This window comes from Bacillus sp. JK74, assembly GCF_053663395.1.
The window spans coordinates 275218-301853 of record NZ_JBSJQB010000003.1 but is presented as its reverse complement, the minus strand read 5'-3'; the positions used below and the strand labels follow the sequence as shown (position 1 = coordinate 301853).

Below are 26636 nucleotides of genomic sequence, written 5' to 3'. Positions count from 1 at the left end.
TCCTGTCATTCAAATTAGATAATCAGCATGGCGTCGCCAAAGCTGAAGAAACGGTATTCCTCTTCTACCGCATGACGGTAGGCGGAAAGAACATGCTCTCTGCCGGCAAGCGCAGAAACGAGCATGATAAGGGAAGATTTCGGCAGATGAAAATTGGTGATCATACCGTCAATCGCTTTAAATTCATATCCCGGATAAATGAAGATGGACGTCCAGCCGCTTGAAGCGGTAAATACGCCGTCATGCTCGCCGGCAATGGTTTCCAGGGTGCGCGTTGATGTCGTCCCGACCGACACGATGCGCCCTCCCGCCTTTCTGACCTCGTTTAAAGAGGCGGCGGTTTCTTCCGTCATTTCATAAAATTCCGCGTGCATGTTATGCTCTTCCACATCATCCGCACTGACGGGGCGGAATGTGCCGAGTCCCACATGAAGTGTGATAAATTCAATCCGCACACCCTTTTGCTTCAGCTCGTCCAGAATCTCTTCCGTAAAATGAAGTCCGGCCGTCGGAGCTGCGGCAGATCCGATTTCTTTTGAAAAGACGGTCTGATACCGTTCTTTATCATCAAGCTGCTCTTTAATATAAGGAGGCAGCGGCATTTCACCGAGTGATTCAAGCACTTCGTAAAAAATCCCGTCATACCGGAATTCTATTTTTCTGCCTCCGTGATCAAGCTCCTCCGTGCAGACCGCTGTCAGCCGGCCGTCGCCAAATGTCAGGACCGTTCCTTTTTTTACGCGTTTCGCCGGCTTTACGAGCGTTTCCCATGTATCATTTTCTTCCTGTTTTAATAACAGAAGCTCCACTTTCGCTCCCGTATCTTCTTTTGTGCCGAATAATCTTGCAGGCAGCACACGGGTATTGTTCAAGACGAGACAATCCCCTTCATTAAAAAAGCTTACAATCTCTTTAAATGAACTGTCCGTCAGCCCGCCCGTCTGTTTGTCGAGCACCATCAGCCGCGATGCGTCACGCTCTTTCAGCGGCACTTGGGCAATGAGGCGTTCAGGCAGTTCAAAATCAAATAAATCGACTTTCATCATTTCACCTTTATTCTGTCTATTGTTATTTCATTCTGCCGAAAAAATTAAGCAGAATGGATAGTATCACACTGATCACAATACAAGTGACAACGGGAAAGAAAAATGTAACATTTCCCTTCTTAACGAAAATATCTCCGGGCAGCCTTCCGACAAAGTGCCAGACTGCGCCGGCAATAAGCAAAACGGCACCGAGAACCATGAGAACCTTCGGAAAGTCAGTCACGGGCGGGCGCCTCCAATCGAAAATGTTCATACACAGCCGGAGTCACGACCCGTCCCCTCGGCGTCCTCTGGAGAAATCCGATCTGCAGCAGATACGGTTCGTACACATCCTCTATTGTATGCGGTTCTTCGCCGATTGTCGCGGAAATCGTATCAAGGCCGACGGGACCGCCGCTGAATTTTTCGATCATGCCCATCAGCAGCTTATGGTCGATATGGTCAAGGCCGAGCGCATCGACTTGAAGACGTTCGAGCGCGTCGTGAGCGATTTCTTCCGTGATGCGGCTGTCGCCGAGCACCTGGGCAAAATCTCTCACCCTTCTGAGAAGCCGGTTTGCAACCCGCGGCGTTCCCCTTGACCGTCTGGCGATCTCCAGAGCCGGAGCTTCTTCGATATCCACTTCAAAAACGTCAGCCGTTCTTGACACGATATCTGTCAGCTCTTCCTGCGTATAGTATTCAAGGCGCGACAGCACCCCGAACCGGTCTCTGAGCGGTGCGGTCAATAATCCGACCCTTGTCGTCGCTCCTACAAGCGTAAAAGGGGGAAGGTCGAGACGGACGGAGCGGGCGGACGGGCCTTTTCCAATGACGATATCAAGGCAGAAATCCTCCATCGCCGGGTACAGCACTTCCTCAATCGAGCGGTTCAGCCTGTGAATTTCGTCTATAAACAGCACATCCCCTGGTTCGAGCGCCGTCAAAATGGCTGCCAAATCTCCCGGTCTTTCGATGGCGGGACCTGACGTCGTCCGCATCTCCACCCCCATCTCATTGGCCACGATAGACGCAAGCGTTGTTTTCCCGAGACCCGGAGGCCCGTATAAAAGAACGTGGTCCAGCGTTTCCTGCCTCATTTTCGCCGCATCGATAAACACGCGCAGATTTTCTTTCACCTTCTTTTGCCCGATATACTGGGCGAGATTCTGCGGCCTGAGGCTTTGCTCGATTATTGATTCATGGCTGTCTGCTTCACTTGAAACGAGCCGTTCATCCATGAACATCACCTTACTTTAATAATTTTTGCAATGCTTTTTTCACATATTGATCTGTTGAAAGCGCCGTTTCCTCTTTTAAGTGAGGAAGCACTTTTTTAATTTCTTTTTCGGCGTAGCCGAGAACCCTAAGCGCTTCAAGCGCCTCGTCAAGCGCCGTTTCAGCCTCTTGTTTTTCAATGCGCGCTTCATGATTGAACAGGTTGTCAATCATTTCAGGCACGACGTCGGCCAGTTTGCCTTTCAAATCAAGAATAATCTGCCGCGCCGTTTTTTTGCCCACACCCGGAAATTTCACCAAAAAGGCTTCATCTTCCTGTTCGATCGCTTCGATGACGGCTCCGGGGTCACCGGAACCGAGGATGGCGAGGGCCCCTTTCGGCCCGATGCCGGTGACGTTCAGCAGCTTTGTGAAAAGCGTTTTTTCTTCCCGGGTTGAAAAACCGTACAAAGAAAAGGCGTCTTCTTTTATATGATGATACGTAAAAATGGTCTCTTGATTGCTTACCTTATAAATAAACGGGTTCGGAGTGAAGACCTGATAGCCGATTCCGCCGTTTTCAATCACGATGTATTGGGGAGATACATAATCAATCGTCCCCTTCACGAATTCAATCACACCTAATCACCTCTTTGACTGCTTATCATTGTAACACAAAAACAGCCAAAGTCTTATAGAAAAGTTAACGTATGTTCGCTTTGACACCTTCCATTCAGAAAAAAAAGACATGTGTCACATGTCTTGCGTCAAAGTCAGCCGCTATAAGTCTTAATATGATCGATCACGCTCTCAAACTCCGCTTTTGTCCTATACGGTATGCCGTGTTCCAAGTGCTTTTGCAATCGGCTTTCCAGCCTTTCTATATCAATCTGGAAGAAAGATTGAATCGGCTCGGCCAGCGATCCGGGACGGCCGTGAAAAGTGGAGATGACGCCTCCGTCCGTGACGCCGATATAACCGTTAACCTTACTGAGCGGAGAAATGTCATCAACATGCTTACGGAAAAGGACGAAGCCTTTTTTCTGCTCAACGAGCGTCCAGCCCGCATATGCGGCCCAAAAATCCTCCATCGCCAAAACGGTTTCATCCGTATGTTCGATGCCGACATCACCGTCCAGATAGACCTTTTCCAGCTGGACGTGCACCCGAAGCGGCCCGTAATGCTCAACCTCCGCCCCGTATGCGCCTTTTCCTCCGCAAATCAGGACTGCAGCCGATAAGATAAGCATAAACAATAGACGAACACCGCAAATTCGTTTCACCAATAACACCTCTTTATTCAATCAAACTCTTGATGCTAGTTTGACCAAAGATGCCGGTGCTTAACCGTTTTCTTTCATTTGTCTGTTTCAGCCGAAAAAAAGCAGCCTCTATATGAGGGCTGCCCCGATGATTATGCCCGGCCGGCTGAAATCAGTTTCATTTGTCCGGGCGTCAGTTTGAGCCGGTATCCCCTTACGGTCAGATACACAGTTTTTTCTCCGCGGCTTTTGTCATGCTCCGTTTTTTTCATTCCGGCCCCTCCGTTACGTTTTATTACTTTTATGTTACCACCGCAACATAAAGAGCGTTTTAAGAATATGTAAAGAAATAATGAAGCTTTATCCATAAAAATACTGCCGGATGAAATCATCCGGCAGTCCCGTTTAACGGCTGTTTCTGTTCATGTCTTGCAACTTTGTAAAAGTAGCGTTGTCGGTAAACACTTGAATTGTACGGCCGTCCGCAAATTTTTTGGCCGCATGTTTGACATGTTTATCATCATTTTTCGTAAAAGGATGATTTGTTCTGACGGCAATGACGACTCTCGTGTCAGTCACGATGACCTGACTATCCTGTACGCCTTTTACTTTTTTCACGCGGTTTGCAACTTTTGCCGCCAGCCTGATGTTTTCGGCGTTGTCATACCCATTATAAGACATTGCTGCCGGCGGCGTATTGACATTTCGGCCGTTATATGTGCCGTCCGTCGTTAACGGAACCCCGTCATTAGGCGCATACTGGTCGGACACGTTTGTCGTATTATGACGGCCGTTTCGGTTTTCCATCATTTCAGAAACGGGTCCTTGATGGTCCATTCCGTACTGGCGTCTGCCGTTATCATTATCATTCGAATAATATCCGACCGGACGTGTTGACTGATTGTAGCGTCCGTCATTCATGGCATTATTTGCTCCGCATGCCGTTAAGCTTGCCGTCACGGCTAAAACGCCTGCGATCGTCATCAGTTTTTTACCCAATGGAAAAACCCCCCGTGGATTCATCGCTGTTTGAGCGTTTTCCGCTCATGTTTAGGATGTGCGGCCGACGGCGGGTTTAAGCTTGTCAGTTATGTCCATTCCTCAGTTGGACATAAAAAAAGGAACGACATACATCGTCCCGAAACATTAATCTTCTTCTTCCTCCGGCCGTCCGAATACTTGATTTGGACTCGGCTGATTCGGCGCGGCATTAGGATTTGCTCCGCCGTAAGGCATAAAATATCCGGCGTTTGCACCCACATTCGGATACGGCTGCACAGGCACATTTGCGTGATGGTGATGTGAACCGTGGTGATGATGGTGGTGGTGATGTGAATCATGGCAGCCGCAATCATCATCCTTATATTTTCCATCATGATGAGGCGCGTTTGCGTAATGTGACGAATATCCGCCGTAATACGGCATTTGACCGTACGGAGCACCGCCGAAACCGGATGCAGAACCATCATAATGCTCTGCATTTTCATGGGCCTGGTTCTCATATTCACCGTAACCCGCTTGCGGCCCAAATCCCGGATGATGGAATCCGTGATGATGGAATCCGTGATGATGGAATCCGTACGGTAACGGCATCGGCATTACCGGAAAGCCTCCAAAACCTCCTCCAAAACCGCCGAAACCTCCGCCTACCGGGAAGCACGGATGGCATAGTCCCGAACCCGGCAGCATCGGTGTCACCGGAACCGGACAAGGACAAGGCATGCACGGCATCGGGTAATGCATAAAAGGCGGTTCAACGGCCGGCATATTCGGAAACGGGACATTCGGAATGTTTGGCATGTTCGGCAGATGATAAGCGGCGTTTTCTTCTTCCATCTTTCCGGCTTCAGGCGCCTTCGGCATATTCGGGTAATTCGCGTTTTCCATGTTGATCATTTCCTCCTGTTGTGGAATGTTATTGTCATGCTCTTTTTCTTTCGGCTCGACAAAATGTGTCACCGGTTCCTCCGGCTTAGGAGGCGACCACGGCTGAAACAGCTGATTGGACGGATAATATTGGTTCATATCAGCTTCCGGCAGCACATTTTCATGCTTTTCAGGGATTGGCGGCACATACGGAATTGACGGCTTTGGTTCTTCCGGTATGGTGTCTTCAATGTCCACAACTGATTTCGGTTTTTCTTTGGCATATGGATGCTCATGCTTATGCGCAGACGTTCCGAAGCCGGCCTTGGGTTCTTTTCTGACCGGAACGGCTTCTGAAGGCACCTTTATCTTCATTCCAGGCATAATTAAGTCTGGATTGCTAAGCTGATGATTCAGTTTTTTTAACTCTTCAAGATCAACTCCGTATTTTTCAGCTATTTTCCAGAGCGAATCGCCTTTTTGAACGATATGAATTTTCAACGTTTTCCCCTCCTATGCACAAAACGTGAACGGTACATTTGTCATTACAATACGTTTCTTCACACTATATGCCGGTGGACTGGGCATGATGATAAAAAATTTGGGAAGGAGGGGAAATTTTTATGATTACGTATGACTCAGCATTCTGTTCAAAGCACGAAGCGCTTCTGTCCGAACCGCTTCCGGAACTTTAATGACACCCTTCGGCTCGCCTTTTTCAAGCTGCTCAAGCGACCACAATAAATGCGGCAGGTCGATTCTGTTCATTGTCAGACACGGACACATATCGGGATTCAATGATTCAATCTGTTTATCCGGGTGCGAGTGAATGAGGCGCTGAACAAGATTCATTTCCGTGCCGATCGCCCACTTGCTTCCCGGTTCTGCCTGTTCAATCGTATCAATAATATATTTGGTAGACCCGCTGTCGTCACTGAGCGAGACCACTTCCCGCGAACATTCCGGATGAACGATAATGCGGATGCCGGAATCCCGCTGCCGCAGCTGAGAAATATTTTCCGCTGTAAACTTTTCGTGTACGGAGCAATGCCCTTTCCAAAGGATGACTTTAATGTTTTCCGGATGGTCAGTAAGCAATCGGTTCTGCCCCGGGTCCCATACAGCCATTTCTGTCAGCGGAATGCCGAGGTCATAGGCCGTATTTCTGCCTAAATGCTGATCCGGCAAAAATAAAATTCTTTCTTTTTGTTTAAAAGCCCATTTCAGCACACTCCGGGCATTCGAAGAGGTGACGGTCGCTCCTCCGTGCCGTCCGACGAATGCTTTAATTTCCGCCGTCGAGTTAACATATGTTAACGGAATGATGGTGTTACCGTACAGTTCTTGAAGCTCTTGCCATGCTTTGTCCGTCTGCTGAATATCTGCCATATCAGCCATCGAGCATCCGGCGCGCATGTCAGGCAAAATGACGGTTTGGTTATCATCAGTCAGCATATCAGCGGTTTCCGCCATAAAATGCACGCCGCAAAACACAATATATTCCGCCTCTTTATTTTTTTCCGCCACTTGAGCAAGCTGCAGAGAGTCACCTGCCGTATCGGCGAATTGTATCACTTCGTCTTTTTGATAGTGATGTCCCGGAATGAACAGGCGCTTTCCGAAATCCCGTTTAATGGCGGCGACACGCTTTTCCATTTCTCCGGTGCTCATGTCTTTATAATGGCTCGGCATCATTTCGGCTGATGCAGTTAACACGTCAAAAATAGACATCTTATAAATCCCCCTGTTCCGCAGCCTCAACATCCATGCTGATGTCGGCGCTTTTTACTGAATGAGTCAGAAATCCGAGTGAAATATATTGGACGCCCGTCCCTTTATAAGCGGGCAATGTATCGAGCGTTATGCCTCCGGATGCTTCCGTTTTGATATGACCCGGTGTCATGCCTGCAAAACGCCGGACGGACTCAGGCGGACAGTTGTCAAACATAATAATGTCTGCGCCCGCTTCTATTGCCTCGAGCAGCTGCTGTTCGGATTCGATTTCGACTTCCACCGCAAGCATCTGCCCCGCTGTTTTTCTTGCCCGCTCCACGGCTGCCTTTATCGATCCGCAGGCGGCAATATGATTATCTTTAATCATGATGCCGTCATATAAGCCGAAGCGATGATTAAAACCGCCTCCGATGCGCACAGCGTATTTTTCCAGCATTCTGAGCCCGGGTGTCGTTTTTCTCGTATCACAAAGCTTGATGGACGGATCATCAAGACGCCTTTTGGCCTCATCCGTCATGGTCGCAATGCCTGACATTCTTTGTATGAGATTCAGAATGACCCGCTCCCCCGTAAGAAGAGCTGCCGCCCGGCCTTCCATTTCAGCGAGCACGTCTCCTCTTTTCATCCGTTCTCCGTCTTTTTTCAGGGAGCGGATGCGGATATCATCGTGTAAAAGCTTCCATCCTTCACGGATAACGTCTTCTCCGGCAAACACGCCGTCTGTTTTTGCGATGATCCGCGCTTTACATTGCTGATCAGAAAAAATCGCTTGTGACGTCGCATCACCCGTTCCGATATCTTCCTGAAAAAAATGAGTCAGCATTTGTTTCAGCTGCAGAATGTCCATAGTTCCCCAATCCTTTCGTTTTTTCTGATAACTGTTCCAGATGTTGAATGAATGATTTGTTTTCCGTGCCACTCTTTCCCCGTCCCGGGAAAATCAGTGCGAAAATGAGCGCCTCTGCTTTCTTCCCGAATAAGGGCTGAGGTCACAACAAATTGCGCAGTCTTCCATAGGCAGGATAGCTCGGCTTGTTCCATTGTGATATCCTTCACATTTATATGACGCACAGATACGTTGTTAAGCCAGGATGCCAGCGCCTGCAGGTTTTCTTTTTCCCTGACGATGCCCGCTCCGGTTGTCATTTTGGCTTGAAGCACATGAAGCGTTGTGTCCGGCACTTGTAAGATGACATCAGTTTTCTTCGGGGTTTTTTTATATCTTCCGTTTAACGGTGTTTGAATGATATGTTCAGCACATCGTTGCCCGCTTGCCAGCGCTTCCAGCAGTGAGTTGCTCGCAAGGCGGTTCGCCCCGTGCAAGCCTGTGCAGGCGGTCTCGCCTATGGCGTACAAATCAGGCACGGACGTTTTCCCCCATGTATCGGCTTTTACTCCGCCCATTAAAAAATGCATTCCGGGTGCTATGGGGATCCCGCTTTCAAGATCAACGCCAGCTGTTTGACAAATTTCTGTTATGGTCGGAAAACGTTTGTTAAAATCGGCTATTCGGCTGCAATTTATAAAAACAGGATTTTCTTTCATCATTTCTTCATAAATCGCCCGTGAAACCACATCCCGGGGCGCCAAATCTTCAAGCGCGTGTCTGTCAGCCATGATCCTGCGCCCGAAGCGATCCGCTAAATATCCGCCTTCTCCTCTCACTGCTTCAGAAATCAGACCGTACACAGTCCCGTTTTTCACAAGGAGGGTCGGGTGGAACTGGGTGAACTCCATATCCGTGATCTCAGCTCCCGCACGGAAGGCAAGAGCGATGCCGTCTCCCGTTATGGCGGAATCATTTGTGTGATATTGGTACAGACTGCCGCAGCCGCCTGAAGCAAGCACTACACAATCCGCCCTTCTGTAAGAAACGGCGCCTGAAGCATCCTTTACGGCAACGCCTGCGCATCGCCCGTGTTCAATCAGCAGATCAACAACCGTCTCGTGTTCAATGATCCGAATGCCGTCCCTCAACTGCTGAACCAGAAACTCAACCAGCATCCGTCCGGTCGCATCTCCCCCGGCGTGCAGAATCCTCCTTTTGGAATGAGCGCCTTCCCTGCCGAGACAAAAGGTTCCATCCGACTTCGTATCAAAAGGGAAATGGCCTTCTATCAGCCTGTTTATCATGCTCTGTCCGCTTTTCAGCAAATGCCGCACGGCTGTCACGTCATTGTGTCCGCATCCCGCATACAGTGTATCGTTCACATGGGATTCTATAGAGTCATCTTTTGCGTATGACACAGCAATCCCGCCTTGAGCATAATGCGAATTGCTGTTCGTTACGTTTCTCTTTGTAATGACGGTCACTTGGTATGACGGAGGAAATGAGGAAGCACAGGCAAGGGCCGCCGTCCCCGAACCAATGACGATAATTGTTTTTTCAGACATACATCACCCTCCTGTTATATTTACACCTGTCTTGACACCTATATTTACACAACGATAAAATAAACTCAAGCTTTTTTTAACATAAACGGATAGGAGACGGGCTGTATGATTTATCTTGATTACGCGGCGGGAACGCCTTTAAGCAAAGAAGCCGCGAAAGTCTTTCAGCATCTCAGCACAGAGGTATACGGCAATGCAAGCAGCCTTCATGACGCCGGAGGAAGAGCGGCGGACGTGCTGGAATATTGCAGACATTCTGCAGGAAAATTGATCGGCGGAGCGGCAGACGGCATTTACTTTACAAGCGGCGGAACGGAAGCGAACATCTTGGCCGTCCAATCGTTGCTGCACGGTCTGCCCGACCACAAAAAACATTTTATTACGACCGCAATGGAACACCACTCGATCCATAATGCCGCGGCGTTTTTAGCTGACCGGGGAATTGATGTCACCATCATATATCCCGACGAAAACGGCCTTATAACCGAGGACATACTGGCGGCTCATATCCGACCTGACACGGGGCTCGTTTCCATACAGCACGCCAATTCAGAAACCGGCCTCATCCAGCCTGTGAATCGTCTGGCCGCTTTTCTTCACCAGAGAAACATTTTGCTGCATTGCGATTGTGTCCAAAGTTTCGGCAAACTGCCGATTGATGCGGATCAGGCGGGAATCGACGCCCTTTCCGTCTCCGGTCATAAAGTATACGGCCCGAAAGGCACCGGGGCTGTTTACATTCGGCCCGGTGTCAGCTGGAATCCGGTTTATCCGCATACCGTGCATGAAAACGGGTTCAGGCCCGGTACGGTGAATGTGCCGGCCATCGGCGCTTTTACCGCTGCTGCGGAGCATGCAGTGAAACATATGGAGGAACACCGTGAGCATGCTGACAGGCTGAGGAATTATTTGTATGATCAAATTCGGCGTCAAGGCCTTCCCATTTCATTTTCAGAGGAAGAAACCGGCGGTGAATGCCTGCCCCACATTGTCGGGTGTTTTTTTCACTCCTTTGAAGGACAATATATTATGTTAGAATGTAATCGTAACGATATTTGCATCTCAACCGGGAGCGCATGTTCCGCCGGCAGCCACGGCCCTTCTTCAGCTATGAAGGCGCTGAGAAAAACCGAACGGGAAGCGCGGCAGTTTTTCCGGATCTCATTCGGAAACGAAACAACATGTGAACAGCTCGATATGCTGATACATACATTTACGGCGCTATGGGAGCAAAAGAAAGGAGAATCAGCAATTTGACAGAAGGAACGAAGCTTACTGGGGCGAAAAGACGCGACATGCTGCTTCATTGGCTGAAAGAAGCCGGCTCGCCATTAACAGGAGGCGAATTGGCCAAAAAAGCAAATGTTTCAAGACAGGTGATCGTGCAGGACATATCGCTCTTGAAAGCAAAAAGCGAACCGATTATCGCGACGAGCCAAGGCTATTTATACATCAGCATGAATGCCGGCGGCGAAAAAAACGCCGAACGGATTGTCGCCTGTCTGCACGGCCCGGAGCGGACGGAAGAAGAGCTTGAACTCATTGTCGATGAAGGCGTCACCATAAAGGACGTCATTATTGAACACCCCGTATACGGCGATTTAACCGCCGCCATAAGAGTCAGCACACGGAAAGAAGTCAAACAATTCATGGATCACATTAACTCGACAAATGCCGCTTATCTTTCACAGCTGACCGGAGGCGTGCATCTCCATACGTTAAGCGCCCCGACAAAAGAGCGGATTGACCAAGCCTGCCAAGCGCTGGACGACGCGGGTATTTTAATAAAAGATTAAAAAAAAGCCCCCTGAAGGGCTTTTTTTATATCGAATAGGATTGATATGTTCCCAGAAGCTTGACCCGGCAGCCGAGGGCTTCCATCTCTTGAACGGCACCGGGAATGAGAACCTGATCCATCGCCTGTTCAATATCAATAATAAAGAAATAGTTGCCGAGACCCGTTTTTGTCGGGCGCGATTCGATCTTTGATAAATTCAGGTTTCTCCATGAAAAAGCGGACAGCACCCTGTGCAGCGCGCCTGATTGGTCATCTTGGGGAAGCGTTACCATCATCGTCGTTTTCGGCCGTGAAGACAGTTTCGCATTCACTTCGAATGAGACGTCTTTTTCAGGCGAAAGAATGACAAATCTCGTGTGGTTGTCCTGATAATCCTGAATATCCCGCTTCACGATGCTCAATCCGTATGTAGCGGCCGCCATTTCATTTGCAATCACGCCGATCGGAAGGTCCGAATGCTCACTGACATACTTGGCAGCCGCACCTGTTGACTTCGCATACTCATAAGGAACGGACGAAAAATGCCGGTGAAGAAATTTGTGACATTGCGCAATCGCATGGGAATGAGAATAAATTTTCTCAAGCTTTTTCCACTCATTTTCTCTCGAAGGGTGAACGAGCAGATGCTGGTGAATCGGCAGCGTCATTTCCCCCACGATCGCAAGAGGCTGCTCATGAATCAAGTAGTCAATCGTTAAGTTAACCGAGCCCTCCAGCGCGTTTTCCAAAGGAACAAATGCAAGATCAACTTCTCCCGCAACCGCCGCATCCATGCATGCCGGTATTGTTTGATAAGGTGCTTGTGTCACGCTGTTTTGAAAGCAGGAACTGACTGCTAGATGTGTAAATGTGGCTTCTGGCCCTAAATAACCGACTTTCATGTCTCTTCTCTCCTTACGCGCCTGACCCTAAGATCTCAACTTTTTCTATAAAATCAAATTTTCTCAGTTTATTCATTAACGTATGAATGTTTTCTTCCATTGCGGACGTACTGATTGAGAGCGTGACATTCGCCCTGCCCTGAAGCGGAATCGTCTGGTGAATGGAAAGCACGTTGCTTCCTGAGTCAGCCACCGCCTGCAAAAGCTGGGATAACGCGCCTGACCGATCCTCCAAATGAAAGAAAAGTGTGATTATTTGTTCTTTAACCATCGTGTAAAAAGGGAAAACCGCATCTCGGTATTTGTAAAAAGCGCTTCTGCTTAAATCAACTTTCTGCACGGCATCTGCAACCGATTCAGCCTTTTTTCTGTCGAGCAGCTTTTTGACTTCAAGGGTTTTCCGCATCGCATCAGGCAGAACGTCTTCACGCACTAAATAAAATGTCTCTTCTTTCACCTGCACCCCTCCCTTTTACATCAGAGAGCCTGCATTGCAAGCTCTCCATTTTTTTAATCAATAAATTCAAATTCAAATTCCAGCAGCCGGATGATATCGCCGTCTTTAGCACCGCGTTCTCTGAGTGCTTCATCAACGCCCATACCGCGCATCTGTCTTGCAAAACGCTTGACGGATTCGTCACGGGAGAAGTCAGTCATTTTAAAGAGACGTTCCAGACTGTCACCTGAAAGCACAAACGCGCCGTCCGGATCACGGGTAATGTCAAATGGAATTTCTTCATCTTCCATCGTGTACATTACGCGGTTTTCCGCCAGTTCTTCTTCATCATACAGCGGGAATTCAGGCGTTGTTTCCAGCTGGTTGGCGACTTCAAACAGAAGATCGCGGAGCCCTTCTCTCGTCACCGCGCTGATCGGGAAGACAGGGTGATCATCCTGAAGCTTTTCTTTAAACGCTTTAAGATTTTCAGCCGCTTCGGGCATGTCCATTTTATTCGCAACGATAATTTGCGGACGCTCCGTCAGCCGCAGATTATATTCACTGAGCTCCTGATTAATGGTCACATAATCCTCATACGGATCACGGCCTTCCATCGCTGACATGTCAATAACGTGAACGATGACGCGCGTCCGTTCGATATGGCGGAGAAATTGGTGGCCTAAGCCGACTCCTTCGTGCGCTCCTTCAATCAAACCGGGCAGATCCGCCATGACGAAGCTTCTTCCGTCATCCGTTTCCACCATGCCCAGATTCGGAACAAGCGTTGTAAAATGATAATCGGCGATTTTCGGCTTTGCCGATGAAACGACAGACAGAAGCGTAGATTTTCCGACGCTCGGGAAGCCGACGAGACCTACGTCTGCAAGCACTTTCAGTTCAAGCACGATATAGCGCTCTTTTCCGGGCTCTCCGTGCTCTGACAGCTGCGGTGCCGGGTTGGCCGGTGTCGCAAAGCGGGTATTTCCGCGTCCGCCGCGTCCGCCTTTTGCGATGACGGCGCGCTGCCCGTGCTCTGTCAGATCGGCAATGACCTGTTTTGTATCGTCATCCGTTACGACTGTGCCGGGCGGAACTTTAACAACCATATCGTCCGCATTTCTGCCGTGCTGGTTTTTAGACATGCCGTGCTCGCCGCGTATCGCTTTGAAATGGCGCTGGTACCGGAAGTCCATAAGCGTGCGCAGTCCTTCATCAACCTCAAAAACGACGTCGCCTCCATTACCTCCGTCACCGCCGGCAGGCCCGCCTTTCGGCACATATTTTTCACGGCGGAACGCAACCATTCCGTTACCGCCGTCGCCGCCTTTTACATATACTTTCACCTGATCTACAAACATAATATCCTCCGTTCTAAACCGTAAAAAACCGCTAGTTCATTCCAATTTCGGCCACACATTCATGGCCGGTCAGCTCAAATTGCATGACATCAAAGTCCTCATACCGCGATTTGCGAAATTCATCAAACACATCTGTATTTGCAATCGTTCCATGAAAATCGAGATATACAATAAGCTGTCTGTCAGGGTGATCTGTCTGCAGCGATACGGTCAGATGATTTTCACTTTCATTGCTTACCGCCAGACCGAACAGATGAAACAGTTTTCTCATCAGGTTCGACAGCTTTTGATCATATGCCGATAAATCTTTAATTTCTCCGAGCACTTCGTATTCGAGCCTCATATAACGGGACTTCCAATTAAATGTCAGAAAGTCAAACGCCAAGTGCGGGGTTTTCAGGTTTGAGAGCTTTGATTCGTGCTTTGCATCTATGACCATTTCGTCAATAATTTCAACGACTCTGTCATACTTCTGCAAACTTAAGTTTCCTTTTATCAGCTGCAGCTTATTCATCCAATCATGACGGAAATGGCCCATTAATTGGATCAGTTCATTGATCAGAGCCGCATCGCTTACAGGTTCTTCTTGTTTCTTCGATACATCCTTCATTTTCGCACTCCCAATCGTTTAATTTCTTTTTAGGAGTCTTGATAAGTGTGTACTATGAATTATAACAGAGAAGGCTTTGTTAAAAAAACACTTGTTTTTCCTGGTTCATCATGTTCCTTTTTCGGATCGCATACAATGCGGATGCCAGGCAGAAACATTTTTGGTATCACTGCTTGGGGAACATATCCAGTGGGTATGAGAAGCTGATGTCCTCATTCAAGGCGGGGTTCACTCACGCATCCTCTGCTTTTCATTCTTGATGTTACTCCGCTTACTGCAAAAAAAACTCCAGTCAACGACCGGAGTTTTTTGTGTCATTATTGAGCTACAGGATATACGCTCACTTTTTTGCGGTCACGGCCGAAACGTTCGAATTTAACAGTTCCGTCGATTTTAGCAAAAAGAGTGTCATCTCCTCCGCGGCCCACGTTTTCACCTGGGTAGATTTTCGTTCCGCGTTGACGGTAAAGGATAGATCCGCCTGTTACGAATTGACCGTCTGCACGTTTAGCGCCTAAACGTTTAGATTCAGAGTCACGTCCGTTCTTTGTAGAACCTACACCTTTTTTAGAAGCGAAAAACTGAAGATCTAATCTAAGCATGTAACTCACCTCCTATATTTGGTTTGCAGTCAACCGTAAGTGTTCACTGTAATCCCGCTCGATCGTTTCAAGAGAAACAATCATGCCTTCAATCAGCAGCTGCGCTTTTTGCAAAGCTTCCTGATCAGCGGCTTCAGGGAATTCAAAGTAGAAATACCCCCCGTCCTCGCCTATATCAAGAATCGGTTCGAGAGGAGCCAGCGCGATAACCGCATTGACCGCTCCGAAAACGACAGCCGTGACCCCGGCGCAAACGAGATCTCGTCCATGTTCAGCAAAATCGGCATGTCCCGTCATTTCAAAGGACAAAATGCCCCCGTCATCCCGGGATCTTCGAATTGTTGCCTCAATCATGCTTACGCGTTGATTTTTTCGATTGTCAATTTAGTATAAGGCTGACGATGACCTTGTTTTTTATGAACATTTTTCTTTGGCTTGTAACGGAAAACAGTGATTTTTTTCGCACGGCCTTGTTTTTCAACTTTAGCTGTAACTGTCGCGCCTGCAACTGTTGGGTTGCCGACTTTCACGCTGTCTCCGCCAACAAACAATACGTCTTCAAACGTCACTGTTTCACCTGCTTCAGCAGCAAGTTTTTCGATGTAAACAGTTTGACCTTCTTCAACTTTGATTTGTTTTCCGCCTGTTTTAATGATTGCGTACATTCTCTGCACCTCCTATTAGACTAAGACTCGCCAGCAACAGGGGGCTTTAAAGCTCTTATCACCTGTCCCGAGCGGTTGTAGCATTGGTGCTACATCCATAACATTAAAAAATATATCAGAACCAAAAGGATATGTCAATCTATTTCTAGTAAGGCAGCAGCAGGTCTTCCATAGAGGAATCTGTCCGTTTATCGGCAAAATACGCATGAAGCACTTCATTTTCATCGAGCTGGCTGAGCTTTTCGCCGGCTTTTTCAATGATAATGGAGTGCTTGCATCCCCGTTTGAATTCGGCCATGACATGCTTTACTTTGGCATCGGCCGCGACCGTCAAAGGATGCAGCATGGCGACATCTCGGTTTTTGCCGTAGTATCTCTCCAAAAGAAACCTCAGCTGAATATAATGCCGCTTCCGGTATTCATCCCATAAAGAAGCGGCGAGAAAGACGAACAGCACCCATGCGCTGACCTGAAGGGGGACGGCCAGCACAATCCAGCAGCAGAGCAAAAGAGCGGAAACGGCCGATGTCTGCAGGCTGAGGAGATGCGCTTTTTGAAAAGCCATTTGTTTAGAGAAGTATAAAAACACGAACTTGCCGCCGTCAAGCGGCCAGATCGGCAAAAGATTGATGAAAAGAATGGAGAGATTATAAAAGGTAAACATCTCAAATGTCTGCTCACTTGCAAAGCCTGACATGAAAAAGAGCCAGGCTGCCGCCTGAAGCCACACATGCTGAAGCGGCCCCGCCAGGATGACCGCGAATTCCTCTTTAAGCGGCCGGTTTCCGTGCTCCTCCACCTCAACCGTCCCGCCGAAAGGGAGCAGAAAGATGCGTTTAATGCGCCACGAAAAAAACACAGCCAGAACAGCATGCCCCAGCTCATGAACGGATACGACCAGCAAAAGACACAGCAGCGCTTTGATGTGCCCCGTCATAAGACCGAGCCCCATAATAATCCAAAGAAAAGGATGGACATGAATTTTAAAAAGGAGGATGAGCCATTTATTCATCAAAAGTGATCACCTGGATCGGATCTATGAATTTATCGCCATCCTGGATCGCGAAATAGTACTGGCCTTTACTTTTATCGTTAAGCTTGATCGAACCGATCTTTTTCCCTTTATCGACAAAGTCGTACAATGAAACGTTAACATCTTTTAGCCGGCCGTAAATGCTGCTTGTATTGTCGGCGTGCTGCACCTTCACCGTCAGCCCTGTTTTTTTATCTTTGCTCACTTCCATAATGTAGCCTTCTTTTACGCTGTCAATGGCTTCACTGGCGGTTTCGACGACGACGCCCTCTCCGTTATTTTGAAAGTCCTGCTGGATTTTCCCCGCGGCAGGAACGGCCATATCCTGACTGACCGCCACCTGACCGTCCTTCTTTTTCGTTCCCGGCGTAAGAAAAGCGAGCGGGTTTCCGAAGGAAGATACGAACCAATTGCTTACGGCAGCAAACTGAAATTCTTTTTGAAAGGTTTGTGCGATTGCCGGTTTGATCTGACTCAGCGGCTGTTTGTCAGTTTTATAGGCAATAGCGGAGATCAGTACGAGACAGGCGGCCAGCAGGCATTTTAAAATAATAGAATGAGCGCTGATCAATGGATGCCGCCCGTTAAATTCGGGCGGGTGTTCCGTTTGATATTCGTAGTCCGGAAGAAGCTTGTGCTTTTCCTGCTCCTTGACCGTCTGCCACGCGGGAAAATTCTGCGTTTGAGCGTTTTGAACGAAAGTCCGTTTTGATTCAGGCCGCTGTTTTCTTCTTTTGGCCAGTCTTTTTCTAATTTCATCAGCTCTGTGACTCATCGCCATCATCCTTTGCAATCGTTGGGTTTGTACATCCTATGTCTTGTCCATTGCAAATATGCGCTCTTAAAAAACAAAAAAGACCTGATAAGCTGGGCTTCATCAGATCTTTGTATTCTGGTATATATTATGAACGCACGCCGAAAAATGACTTGATTTTCGCCATCATCCCTTTTTGCTGCTCTTCAAGCACCTGCAAAGGAACGGATTCTCCTAAAATGCGCCGGGCGATATTGCGGTACGCAATGCTGGCGCGGTTTTTGGAATTCATGGCAATCGGTTCGCCGATATTTGAAGCCCTGATCACTTCATCATCGTCAGCAACGATTCCGAGGAGATCAATAGACAGATGATGAACAACTTCATCCACATCCATCGTGTCACCGTTTTTCACCAGGTGATTTCTGATGCGGTTCACGATAAGGCGCGGCGGTTCGATATCTTCCTGCTCCAAAAGTCCGATAATGCGGTCAGCGTCCCGCACCGCTGATATTTCCGGCGTCGTCACAACAATCGCCTTATCAGCTCCGGAGACGGCATTTTTATAGCCTTGTTCAATTCCGGCCGGACAATCAATAATGACATAATCAAATTCCTGCTTAAGCTCCTGCACAAGCGATTTGATCTGCTCAGGGACAACAGCCGTCTTGTCGCTTGTCTGGGCAGCCGGCATTAAATGTAGCAGATCATCAAAACGTTTGTCTTTGACAAGCGCCTGATGCGTCTTGCATCTGCCTTCAATTACATCTACTAAGTCGTAAATAATTCTGTTTTCAAGACCCATTACGACATCAAGGTTGCGCAGTCCGATATCTGTGTCTACCAAACAGACGCGCTTCCCTAAAATGGCTAAGGCGGTACCGAGGTTTGCAGATGTTGTTGTTTTACCTACTCCGCCTTTTCCCGAAGTTATTACGATAGCCTCACCCAATTTCACATTCCTCCCTCAAGCCTTGTTAGATCAGGTCTTAAATGAGCCAATTGCTGAAGGCGTTCAATGACCATATTTCCGTCAGTATCTAAATAAGCACATTCCATGTCGTTCCCTTTTTGAATGTGGTCTGGGGAGCGATTTAACACGTGATTGATCCTCAATTGTGTCGGCATCATTTCGGATGCGGCGATCACAGCCCGGTTATTTCCGTTATAACCCGCGTGGGCAATCCCTTTTAATGAACCGAGAACAAATATATTTCCTCCGGCTCTGATCGTACCGCCGGGATTCACATCTCCGATTAAAAGCAAATCTCCCGTCACGTGAAGCACCTGGCCCGAACGGACGATTTTGGAAACCGAAACAATTTCCTGCTCCTCTTTCATCCGCTGCGCTTCTTCTTTGGCGATGACTTCACTGTCAATTGAATGCACGACTAAATCTTTCTTTGACGCGATCAGATCAGTCAGCTGCTCTGCCTGTTCCTGATACAGATACCGATGCCCGAGTTTAATATGAACACTGATTTTTTGGCCTTTGCCATCAGTATATTGTTCAATCGACAGCATGTTTTGAAGACCATCGAGGAGCTCATCAAAAGAACACGCATCATCCAGATGCAATGTTAAGCCGTTTTTTGTTCCTTTTATTGTTACATATTGCTGCTTTTTGGTCTTCATCAATGTTCACCTCAACAACATACTCTTTTCGTCAAAAAAAGATAAAATCCTTTTTACTCATCTCTTAATTCTTTCTTCAGACTTATATAAAACAGCCTGAAGGGCAGGACTAATATAACGGCTCCCGCGATATTCAGCAAAGCGGTCGGCAAGAACCGCTGAATGACAAAATCGTTAAACGTCATAGTGCCGCTGCGGATTAACGTCTGAATGCCGTAGACGTAAAATTCAAGCACACATACGCTCAGCACCGCGACCAGAATAACCATCAGGGCGTTTGTCTGCAGCACTTTAAACGCTTTGGCCGCCAGATAGCATAATCCGGCAAAACCAAACATATAAACGCCTAAAACACCCGTATAATTGATGTCATAAAGAAGTCCGAAAATGAGACCGTAGATCACCGCATGCTTTTGGTTGATATAAGCCGACATAAAAATCACCGCAAGCAAAAGAAAATGCGGAACGACCTGCTGCTCGACGGAAACGAAAGGAAAACGCACCAGATCGGTATAGATGCTTTCCGCACAAAAGACCAAAATCATAATCAAAGGGAGAAGGAAACGTTTCACGATCCTTCCTCCCCTGTTGCTACGCTTCGGTTCACGACGATGACATGGTCAAGATCGTACAAGTCGGCAGCCGGTTTCACGTAAGCGATTTTCGTCAGGCCGTAAGCATCTGATTCTACATCGGTCACTTCGCCGACCGTCAGCCCTTGAGGAAATACGCCGCCCGTTCCGGAGGTCTCCACGAGGTCGCCTTTTTTCACTTCACGTTTTTCATCCGGTTCAAGGATGGTCATTTTCAGGGTCTGTTTCTTTTTATCATACCCTTCAATTAAACCGTAGCCTTTGCTTCCCTTTTTGCCGGAGATTTTGGTGGCCACTCTGTTATTGCGGTCAACATCGCTCAGCAACTGAACGGCGGATGTGAAACTGTTGAGTCCGCTGCTTTTGATCTTCCCGACCAGCGCACCCTTTTCGTTCGTGACAGCCATGTCTTTGGCCACTTTGTGCTTCGTTCCCTTATTGATCATGATCTGCTTGTACCATTGATCAGGGTTTCTCGCGATAACGGTCGCTAAAATCGGATCATAGTCGGAAATTGATTTGACATGCCCGAGTTCATCACGCAGCTTCTTGTTTTCATCTTTGAGTTCTTGGAGCTTTGCTTCATATTGTGTCTGTCCGTCCAGCTTTTGTCTTAAGCGTTCGTTTTCTTTGTACGTGTTTTTCAGGTCTTTTATGTCCCCGAAGAACCCTGCAAAATATTCGGCAGGCGTGTGAAAAATGTTTTGAAATACTCCCGTCGTATCACCGATCAGCTTTTCAGGCCAGGTGGTATTACGGCCGTTCTTCAGCGAGAATCCAATCATAGCCACCAATATGATAATACACAGAAGTAATAGCATTAACCGTTTGTTCGGCATCGTGATACACCTCTTCTATTTAACTCCTGATTATCTTGTTTTTCCTTTGAAAAGATGGATGTGCTCCAGTGCTTTTCCAGTGCCGATCGCAACACAATCCAGCGGATCTTCAGCGATAAGAACAGGCATTTTCGTTTCGTCGCTGATGACTTTGTCGAGATTGCGGAGCAGGGCGCCTCCCCCTGTTAATACAATACCTCTGTCCATAATGTCAGCGGCCAGCTCAGGCGGTGTTTTTTCAAGCGTGCTCTTCACCGCATCAACGATTGAGAGAACTGTATCACGCAGTGCATTTGCAATTTCCGTTCCCGTGATTTCGATCGTTTTCGGCAGACCTGTCAGAAGATCACGGCCGCGGATTTCCATTGACGCATTTTCTTCACCGGTTTCGGCTGAACCGATTTCCATTTTAATGGCTTCCGCCGTACGGTCACCGATCATCAGATTATATGTTTTTCTGATATAGCTGATGATTGAGTCGTCCATTTCGTCACCGGCTACGCGGATGGACTGGGACGTGACAATGCCGCCTAAAGAAATGATCGCCACTTCAGTTGTTCCGCCGCCGATATCAACGACCATGCTGCCCGTCGGCTCCCATACAGGAAGATTCGCGCCGATTGCGGCCGCAAACGGTTCTTCAATCGGATAAGCGTCACGTGCGCCCGCTTGTCTTGTCGCGTCGATGACCGCCCGTTCTTCAACGGCCGTAATACCTGACGGCACACACACCATAACGTACGGCTTTCTCGCAAACAATCCTTTATTTTTCACAGCCTGATTAATATAGTATTTCATCATTGTCGCAGTTGTTTCATAGTCAGCGATAACGCCGTCTTTCATCGGACGGAGCGCAACCACGTTGCCCGGAGTTCTTCCGATCATGTTTTTCGCATCGTTACCGACCGCAACGATTGACTTCGTATCCGTTTGCAGAGCAACGACAGACGGCTCTCTCACTACGATTCCTTTACCTTTAACAAACACAAGCGTATTCGCGGTTCCCAAATCTATACCAAGGTCTCTTGTACCAATTCCGAACATATGTATGTATCTTCCTTTCTTAAAGCAAAAATACCCTAAAGGGAAAAACTCATAAAATCTATTATATCTTAAATCAACGAAAAAAAAAGTGTTACAAATATCCTTTTTCCTTTAAACTCACAAATTTTTTATCACCAATGACCAAATGATCCAGCAGCTCGATGCCGATTAAATTTCCGCACTCAAAAAGCCGCCTGGTTACCTCTATATCTTCCCTGCTCGGTGTAGGATCTCCTGAAGGATGATTGTGAACGCAAATGAAGGACGCGGCGGATCGTTTGAAAGCTTCTTTAAACACCTCCCGCGGGTGGACAATAGATGAATTCAGACTTCCGATAAAAACGGTGCGTTTATGAATGACTTGATTTTTGGTATTTAAATATAAACAGACAAAATGCTCCTGGGATAAAAAGCGCATATCCTCCATCACATACTTCGCCCCGTCTTCCGGAGAGCGGATGACGCAATGCTCCCCGGCGGATGTCTTATGAATGCGGCTCCCCAGCTCAATTGCGGCAAGAATCTGAACGGCTTTCACCGTGCCGATTCCCGGAATGCTGGAAAGCTCCTGGGCAGAGGCGCCTTTTAACAGGCGCAGCCCGTCAAACGTCCGCAGCAGCCGGTGAGCGAGGTTCATGACGGACTCATGTTTCGTTCCCGTCCGCAGCAGGATGGCGAGCAATTCATTGTTAGAGAGATGTTCGGCTCCGAAGTGCAGAAGCCGCTCTCTCGGTTTTTCTTTTTCGGGGAAATCTCTTAATTTTAACGGCAGATCACGGATGATCAACCCCTCCTTGTTCCCCTTCCCGGTTTGAACATCAAGCTTTTATATTAAATTCTTTCAAGGCTCTCATTGTTTTAGCGACAGGAAGCCCGACGACAGAATAAAAATCACCGTCTATTTTTTTCACTAAAAGCGCGCCTTTTCCTTGGATGCCGTATGCACCTGCTTTATCCATCGGTTCTTTTGTTTCAATGTAGAGCTGTATGTCGTCTTCACTGAGCGGCCAAAACGTCACTTCCGTCGTGTCACAGAATGTTTCTTTCCGGTCATGCGTCTGAATGCTGACCGCCGTAATGACTTGATGGCTTCGGCCGGAAAGCCTCCGCAGCATCTGTGCCGCTTCTTCCCTGTCACGCGGTTTGCCGAGGCACTCGCCGTCTATGCACACCATCGTGTCAGCCCCGATAACGACTGCATCGGGATTTTCGGCCAATACAGCACCGGCTTTTTGCTCGGCCAAACATTGGACGTTTTCTTCCGGCGAAAGGTTTCGATTTAATTTTTCTTCTGTGCGGCTCGCAATAATGCTGTAAGGAATCTGAAGAAGATTAAGGAGTTCTTTTCTTCGCGGAGATTGTGATGCGAGTATTAAGCGTTTTGTCATGGTTGTCATCCTTTCAGGGTTTGCTTAAGAAAAAAAGATACTTGTCTATCCTACCAAATCAAACGGGCAACCACAATTTCAGAAAAATAACTTTTTGATGACAAAATAAAAAATCCCGCCGGATGACGGGAAATGAGATACTATTTTACAACACTTAAAAGCTCTTTTTGGGCTTTCCAGCCGGATTCTGACCCCGACGTTTCCAGTTCTTTCAGCGCTTGAAGCACGGCCTCTTTCTGCTTTTTGTCAGCGGCGTCTGCGCCGTCTGCCGCTTTTGCCGCTTCAGCCACTTCCGTTTTTGAAAGATCTTTGCCGATAATCGCTTTGGCGGAGAGCTCAGATGCCTGTTTAAAAGAGTCTTCCAGCCCTGAATCGACCGCAAAGCTGAGCTCTTTTCCGCCCCAAGCCTCAAAATCATGGTCTATCAGTGTCTGACCCAATTGCTGTGATAAGCTTTTTTCCGCTGCAAGCCCGGCGATCACGTATGTGTATCCGTCTTCTTTTGCCAGAGAGACGGCCGAGTATCCTTTTTCAGTCAGCTGGTCAACAAGCGTTTGCGCTCCTTTTTCTGATGAAAATTTTCCGGCCTGCACCGCATATGTTTTATAGTTTCCCACTGAAGATTCCGCATCTCCTGTGCCGGCTGTTTCAGATTTGTCTTTAGAAACATCACCCGCTTTCACCGTCTGCCCTTGTGAACCTTTGTCAGCTGATGCCGGAGCGGAGGCTTCTTTACTTCCCGACATATTTAAGGCGACAAGGCCGAGCCCGGTGCCTAAAACAGCCGCAACGGCAATTGTCGTGACCGCTTTTTTAACTGGAGAAGACGGCTGCTTTTTTTTCGGAAAATGAGGGCCTGTTTTTTTCTTCTGGTATGGCGGAACGACTTTCGGGTCATCTTCAAATACCTCAGAATTCTTCTCATGATCCCAATTGAAATCTTCTTCTTTCGGATCTTCATGGGAAGCGGCGGTCTCCTGTTCCGCCTTTTTTGTTTCTTCCCAATTGGAAAATGTGACGGTCTTCTCCCCGCCTTCATTCACATCTTCTTGTCCATACATCGTTTCTTCTTGTCCGTTAATGGTTACTTTAAGGGCATTGTTTTTAGCTTTGCTGTGCTTTTTGCTCTTCCTTTTTTTCAACGTCTCTTCCCCCTTGCATTCGTCTTGGCCGTACCTTGAACTGATCATGGTTCACACTTTAGCATAGGCGAAAAAAAAAAGAACAAGACTTTTGTCGTCTTGTCCAAAAAACGTTCGCCAAATTTTTCAAGCTCCGCCTGAAGCGAGCTTGATGTAAAACGAAAACAGCTCATCACCGTATAAATAACTCAAAGCGCTCCCGGCTGAGATGGCCGGCGCAAACGGAAATGGCTGCTTTTTACCAAGACTGCCCCGGGCTGCAGCGCACATACCGTATACGGCTCCGATCATAACGGAAAGAAAGAATGCAATGAGCACGAGCTTCACGCCGAGCGTCAGACCGATCACCCCAAACAGTTTCACATCACCTGCGCCGATGCCTCCTTTACTGACAAACATGATAAAAACTAGCAGAAAAAATCCGCAAACAGCTCCGGCAAAACCCGCATACCATGAATCCAGCGGAGAAAACATACGGCCGGCGATAAAAAGCGGAAGAAAAAACAGCAGAACTTTGTCAGGAATCAGCATATATTGCAGATCCGTCATAGTAACAATCATGAGCAGAGACAGAAATAACAGCGCGACTAACAGTTCTTTTGAGAAACCGAAATGAATGCCTGCAGCCGTGAATAAACACGCCGTCCAGCATTCCGCCGCCGGATACATAACCGACAGCTTCGCACGGCAGTTTCTGCATCTGCCTCTTTGCAGAATATAGGAGACGACGGGCACAAGCTCCCCCCAGGAGAGCGGCAAGCCGCAGAACGAGCAGGCTGAACGCGGCGAAATAACCGAGATTCGAAGCGGGATACGGCACGCTGCTGTATAAAAAAAAGAACCGAAAATTAAGCCGAGAAAAAACAGAATCAAAAGCACTCAGACCACACCTTTACTATCAATCTGGCTCAGATTATAGCAAAGAAAAACACCATGACTGAAATGGCTGAAAATATATTTTCAGCATAAAAACACCCGGCAAAACCGGAAAATGGTCTGCCGGGCATCCGAGGGGCTGTCAGATAAGCCGCTTTCTCATTTCTGAAATAAAATATAAGGAGCCGGTAATGATGATGACATCATCCGCCCCGTCTTTTTGTTCTATCCATTCTTTCACACTGTCCGGGTTCTCATCGAAGCTCTTAGACGCAAGACTGCTTGCATTGTAAAGAGCTTCGGCGCTTGAAGCACGCGGAAAGTCAAATGATACAAAGTGAATGGAATCTGCTTCGGTTTCAAGCTTTTTAATCATTTCCTGATACGGTTTGTCTTTTAATGCGCTGAATACGACATGGACGTTTTTATCGGCAAAGCGCTGCCGGATCGTTTCTGTCAGCGTTTCAACGCCCTCTTCGTTATGCGCGCCGTCCGCAAACACTAAAGGGCGGCTTTGAAGACGTTCAAACCGGCCCGGCCAGGAAGCTTTTTTCAGGCCGTTTCGCATCGCTTCTTCTGAAATGACTGCGGCTTCCAGGCGATTCAGCCATTCAGCGGCCAATATCGCCAATGCCGCATTCTGCCTTTGGTGAATGCCGATCAGTGACGTTTGAATGTCTTCATAGCATTTCGTTTCTGTTTCCAGCGAAAAGCTTTCGCCGGACGGAAGCGCCGCTTCATTAAACAGTCTGCACGTTTTATAAAGTGACTGATACGGAGCCTGCTTTTTTTCGGCTTCCGCTTCAATAACGCCGAGTGCTTCCGGCTGATTGACACCCGTAATGACCGGAATGGAATTTTTAATAATACCGGCTTTCTGCCCGGCGATCTCCTCGATGGTATTGCCTAAAATGGCCATATGGTCATGTCCGATACTTGTAATGACCGACAGAAGCGGTTTCACAATATTGGTTGAATCAAATGTGCCGCCGAGCCCCGCTTCAAAAATGACAAAATCGATATCAGCCCGCTTCGCAAAATATAAAAATGCACACGCTGTAATGATTTCAAATTCCGTCACCGTTCCGGCATCGGTCTTATCAAGCTCATCGACTATCGGTTTTATGTCATTAACGAGCGTTCTCCATTCCTCATCGGTAATCGGCGTGCCGTTGACGCTGATTCGCTCATTAAACGTAATCATGTAAGGCGATGTGAACGTGCCGACCGTATAACCGGCTTCTTGAAGGACGGAACGGATAAAAGAAACGGTTGATCCTTTGCCGTTTGTGCCCGCCACATGAATGGCGCGAATGTTCTTTTCCGGGTGTTCCAGTTTTTGCATCAGCTTTTCCATACGGAGAAGGCCCGGCTTAACGCCGAACTTGAGTCTGCCGTGAATCCAGCTGATCGCTTCTTTGTACGTATTAAACAATGAAATCCCCTCTTTTATACGACAAGGCGGTTTCTTAGGAAACCG

At 47.8% G+C, this 26636-nt stretch carries 32 protein-coding genes and 1 other annotated feature; of the genes, 2 read left to right on the top strand and 30 right to left on the bottom strand.

The window, feature by feature from the left end:
* Positions 1–14: 14 nt before the first annotated feature.
* The 11 genes from queA to nadB form a co-directional block, all read right to left on the bottom strand.
* Positions 15–1043, bottom strand: coding sequence for a tRNA preQ1(34) S-adenosylmethionine ribosyltransferase-isomerase QueA (gene queA / locus ACWJJ5_RS11665; protein WP_003152692.1), 1029 nt, complete (start codon positions 1041–1043; stop codon positions 15–17).
* Positions 1044–1068: 25 nt separating this feature from the next.
* Complete coding sequence (locus ACWJJ5_RS11660) at positions 1069–1269, bottom strand: DUF2905 domain-containing protein (RefSeq protein ID WP_003152687.1); 201 nt, start codon at positions 1267–1269, stop codon at positions 1069–1071.
* Positions 1262–2266, bottom strand: coding sequence for a Holliday junction branch migration DNA helicase RuvB (gene ruvB / locus ACWJJ5_RS11655; RefSeq protein ID WP_003152685.1), 1005 nt, complete (start codon positions 2264–2266; stop codon positions 1262–1264). The genes ACWJJ5_RS11660 and ruvB overlap by 8 nt, the downstream gene beginning before the upstream one ends.
* Positions 2267–2276: 10 nt before the next feature.
* Positions 2277–2882 carry a Holliday junction branch migration protein RuvA gene (gene ruvA / locus ACWJJ5_RS11650; protein WP_454022418.1) on the bottom strand — a complete coding sequence of 202 codons (606 nt, stop codon included), beginning with the start codon at positions 2880–2882 and terminating at the stop codon, positions 2277–2279.
* A 134-nt stretch (positions 2883–3016) separates the two neighbouring features.
* Positions 3017–3493 carry an intercompartmental signaling factor BofC gene (locus ACWJJ5_RS11645; RefSeq protein ID WP_071392566.1) on the bottom strand — a complete coding sequence of 159 codons (477 nt, stop codon included), beginning with the start codon at positions 3491–3493 and terminating at the stop codon, positions 3017–3019.
* 164 nt (positions 3494–3657) lie between these two features.
* Entirely contained in the window at positions 3658–3777 is a 120-nt protein-coding gene (locus ACWJJ5_RS11640; protein ID WP_373364962.1) for a hypothetical protein, read from the bottom strand.
* 133 nt (positions 3778–3910) lie between these two features.
* Positions 3911–4504, bottom strand: coding sequence for a YhcN/YlaJ family sporulation lipoprotein (locus ACWJJ5_RS11635; RefSeq protein ID WP_069013531.1), 594 nt, complete (start codon positions 4502–4504; stop codon positions 3911–3913).
* A 147-nt stretch (positions 4505–4651) separates the two neighbouring features.
* Positions 4652–5872, bottom strand: a complete 1221-nt coding sequence (gene safA, locus ACWJJ5_RS11630; protein WP_454022417.1) for a SafA/ExsA family spore coat assembly protein — start codon at positions 5870–5872, stop codon at positions 4652–4654.
* Between the two features lie 126 nt (positions 5873–5998).
* Positions 5999–7102 (bottom strand): quinolinate synthase NadA, encoded by a 1104-nt coding sequence (gene nadA / locus ACWJJ5_RS11625; protein WP_024085652.1) that lies wholly within the window; start codon positions 7100–7102, stop codon positions 5999–6001.
* A gap of 1 nt (position 7103) precedes the next feature.
* A complete protein-coding gene (gene nadC / locus ACWJJ5_RS11620) occupies positions 7104–7952 on the bottom strand; it encodes a carboxylating nicotinate-nucleotide diphosphorylase (RefSeq protein ID WP_094247694.1) in 849 nt (282 codons plus the stop codon).
* Positions 7934–9499 carry an L-aspartate oxidase gene (gene nadB / locus ACWJJ5_RS11615; protein ID WP_146277251.1) on the bottom strand — a complete coding sequence of 522 codons (1566 nt, stop codon included), beginning with the start codon at positions 9497–9499 and terminating at the stop codon, positions 7934–7936. Before nadB ends, nadC begins: the two co-directional genes overlap by 19 nt.
* 105 nt (positions 9500–9604) lie before the next feature.
* Between nadB and ACWJJ5_RS11610 the strand changes: the two genes are divergently transcribed.
* Both ACWJJ5_RS11610 and ACWJJ5_RS11605 read left to right on the top strand, forming a co-directional pair.
* Positions 9605–10756, top strand: coding sequence for an IscS subfamily cysteine desulfurase (locus tag ACWJJ5_RS11610; protein WP_146277253.1), 1152 nt, complete (start codon positions 9605–9607; stop codon positions 10754–10756).
* Positions 10753–11295 carry a transcription repressor NadR gene (locus ACWJJ5_RS11605; protein WP_014305508.1) on the top strand — a complete coding sequence of 181 codons (543 nt, stop codon included), beginning with the start codon at positions 10753–10755 and terminating at the stop codon, positions 11293–11295. Before ACWJJ5_RS11610 ends, ACWJJ5_RS11605 begins: the two co-directional genes overlap by 4 nt.
* A 25-nt stretch (positions 11296–11320) precedes the next feature.
* Here the strand turns inward: ACWJJ5_RS11605 and pheA are convergent, their stop codons facing one another.
* The 19 genes from pheA to ACWJJ5_RS11510 all read right to left on the bottom strand — a co-directional run bounded on the left by pheA (position 11321) and on the right by ACWJJ5_RS11510 (position 26591).
* The gene (gene pheA, locus ACWJJ5_RS11600; RefSeq protein WP_003152668.1) at positions 11321–12178 is read right to left on the bottom strand and encodes a prephenate dehydratase; all 858 of its coding nucleotides are present in this window, start codon (positions 12176–12178) and stop codon (positions 11321–11323) included.
* 13 nt (positions 12179–12191) lie between these two features.
* Positions 12192–12635 carry a transcriptional regulator ThrR gene (thrR, locus tag ACWJJ5_RS11595; RefSeq protein ID WP_007408173.1) on the bottom strand — a complete coding sequence of 148 codons (444 nt, stop codon included), beginning with the start codon at positions 12633–12635 and terminating at the stop codon, positions 12192–12194.
* Between the two features lie 53 nt (positions 12636–12688).
* A complete protein-coding gene (gene obgE, locus ACWJJ5_RS11590) occupies positions 12689–13975 on the bottom strand; it encodes a GTPase ObgE (protein WP_003152665.1) in 1287 nt (428 codons plus the stop codon).
* A gap of 31 nt (positions 13976–14006) precedes the next feature.
* A complete protein-coding gene (locus ACWJJ5_RS11585; RefSeq protein ID WP_077722649.1) occupies positions 14007–14585 on the bottom strand; it encodes a sporulation initiation phosphotransferase B in 579 nt (192 codons plus the stop codon).
* A gap of 317 nt (positions 14586–14902) precedes the next feature.
* The gene (rpmA, locus tag ACWJJ5_RS11580) at positions 14903–15187 is read right to left on the bottom strand and encodes a 50S ribosomal protein L27 (protein WP_003152662.1); all 285 of its coding nucleotides are present in this window, start codon (positions 15185–15187) and stop codon (positions 14903–14905) included.
* A gap of 12 nt (positions 15188–15199) precedes the next feature.
* A complete protein-coding gene (locus ACWJJ5_RS11575; protein WP_060674727.1) occupies positions 15200–15541 on the bottom strand; it encodes a ribosomal-processing cysteine protease Prp in 342 nt (113 codons plus the stop codon).
* 2 nt (positions 15542–15543) lie between these two features.
* Entirely contained in the window at positions 15544–15852 is a 309-nt protein-coding gene (gene rplU, locus ACWJJ5_RS11570) for a 50S ribosomal protein L21 (protein ID WP_003152660.1), read from the bottom strand.
* Between the two features lie 13 nt (positions 15853–15865).
* Positions 15866–15939, bottom strand: a sequence feature (ribosomal protein L21 leader region).
* A gap of 58 nt (positions 15940–15997) precedes the next feature.
* The gene (locus tag ACWJJ5_RS11565) at positions 15998–16864 is read right to left on the bottom strand and encodes a M50 family metallopeptidase (protein ID WP_454022416.1); all 867 of its coding nucleotides are present in this window, start codon (positions 16862–16864) and stop codon (positions 15998–16000) included.
* On the bottom strand, positions 16857–17660 hold the full coding sequence (locus tag ACWJJ5_RS11560; protein WP_007408168.1) for a M23 family metallopeptidase: 804 nt from the start codon (positions 17658–17660) through the stop codon (positions 16857–16859). The genes ACWJJ5_RS11565 and ACWJJ5_RS11560 overlap by 8 nt, the downstream gene beginning before the upstream one ends.
* 127 nt (positions 17661–17787) lie before the next feature.
* Complete coding sequence (minD, locus tag ACWJJ5_RS11555; RefSeq protein WP_003152655.1) at positions 17788–18591, bottom strand: septum site-determining protein MinD; 804 nt, start codon at positions 18589–18591, stop codon at positions 17788–17790.
* Between the two features lie 2 nt (positions 18592–18593).
* The gene (gene minC, locus ACWJJ5_RS11550) at positions 18594–19274 is read right to left on the bottom strand and encodes a septum site-determining protein MinC (RefSeq protein ID WP_003152653.1); all 681 of its coding nucleotides are present in this window, start codon (positions 19272–19274) and stop codon (positions 18594–18596) included.
* 53 nt (positions 19275–19327) lie between these two features.
* The gene (gene mreD, locus ACWJJ5_RS11545) at positions 19328–19846 is read right to left on the bottom strand and encodes a rod shape-determining protein MreD (RefSeq protein WP_454022415.1); all 519 of its coding nucleotides are present in this window, start codon (positions 19844–19846) and stop codon (positions 19328–19330) included.
* Positions 19843–20706: a rod shape-determining protein MreC gene (mreC, locus tag ACWJJ5_RS11540; RefSeq protein WP_003152649.1), complete on the bottom strand. Its 864-nt coding sequence runs from the start codon at positions 20704–20706 to the stop codon at positions 19843–19845. The genes mreD and mreC overlap by 4 nt, the downstream gene beginning before the upstream one ends.
* Before the next feature lie 30 nt (positions 20707–20736).
* On the bottom strand, positions 20737–21750 hold the full coding sequence (gene mreB / locus ACWJJ5_RS11535) for a cell shape-determining protein MreB (RefSeq protein ID WP_003152647.1): 1014 nt from the start codon (positions 21748–21750) through the stop codon (positions 20737–20739).
* A gap of 91 nt (positions 21751–21841) precedes the next feature.
* Entirely contained in the window at positions 21842–22537 is a 696-nt protein-coding gene (gene radC, locus ACWJJ5_RS11530; RefSeq protein ID WP_007408165.1) for a RadC family protein, read from the bottom strand.
* Positions 22538–22568: 31 nt separating this feature from the next.
* A complete protein-coding gene (locus ACWJJ5_RS11525; protein WP_070082167.1) occupies positions 22569–23138 on the bottom strand; it encodes a Maf family protein in 570 nt (189 codons plus the stop codon).
* 140 nt (positions 23139–23278) lie between these two features.
* Positions 23279–24280 carry an SPOR domain-containing protein gene (locus ACWJJ5_RS11520; RefSeq protein WP_278071204.1) on the bottom strand — a complete coding sequence of 334 codons (1002 nt, stop codon included), beginning with the start codon at positions 24278–24280 and terminating at the stop codon, positions 23279–23281.
* Positions 24281–24406: 126 nt separating this feature from the next.
* Positions 24407–25159 (bottom strand): prepilin peptidase, encoded by a 753-nt coding sequence (locus ACWJJ5_RS11515; RefSeq protein ID WP_367069102.1) that lies wholly within the window; start codon positions 25157–25159, stop codon positions 24407–24409.
* A 139-nt stretch (positions 25160–25298) separates the two neighbouring features.
* The gene (locus tag ACWJJ5_RS11510) at positions 25299–26591 is read right to left on the bottom strand and encodes a bifunctional folylpolyglutamate synthase/dihydrofolate synthase (protein WP_454022414.1); all 1293 of its coding nucleotides are present in this window, start codon (positions 26589–26591) and stop codon (positions 25299–25301) included.
* Positions 26592–26636 lie beyond the last annotated feature (45 nt).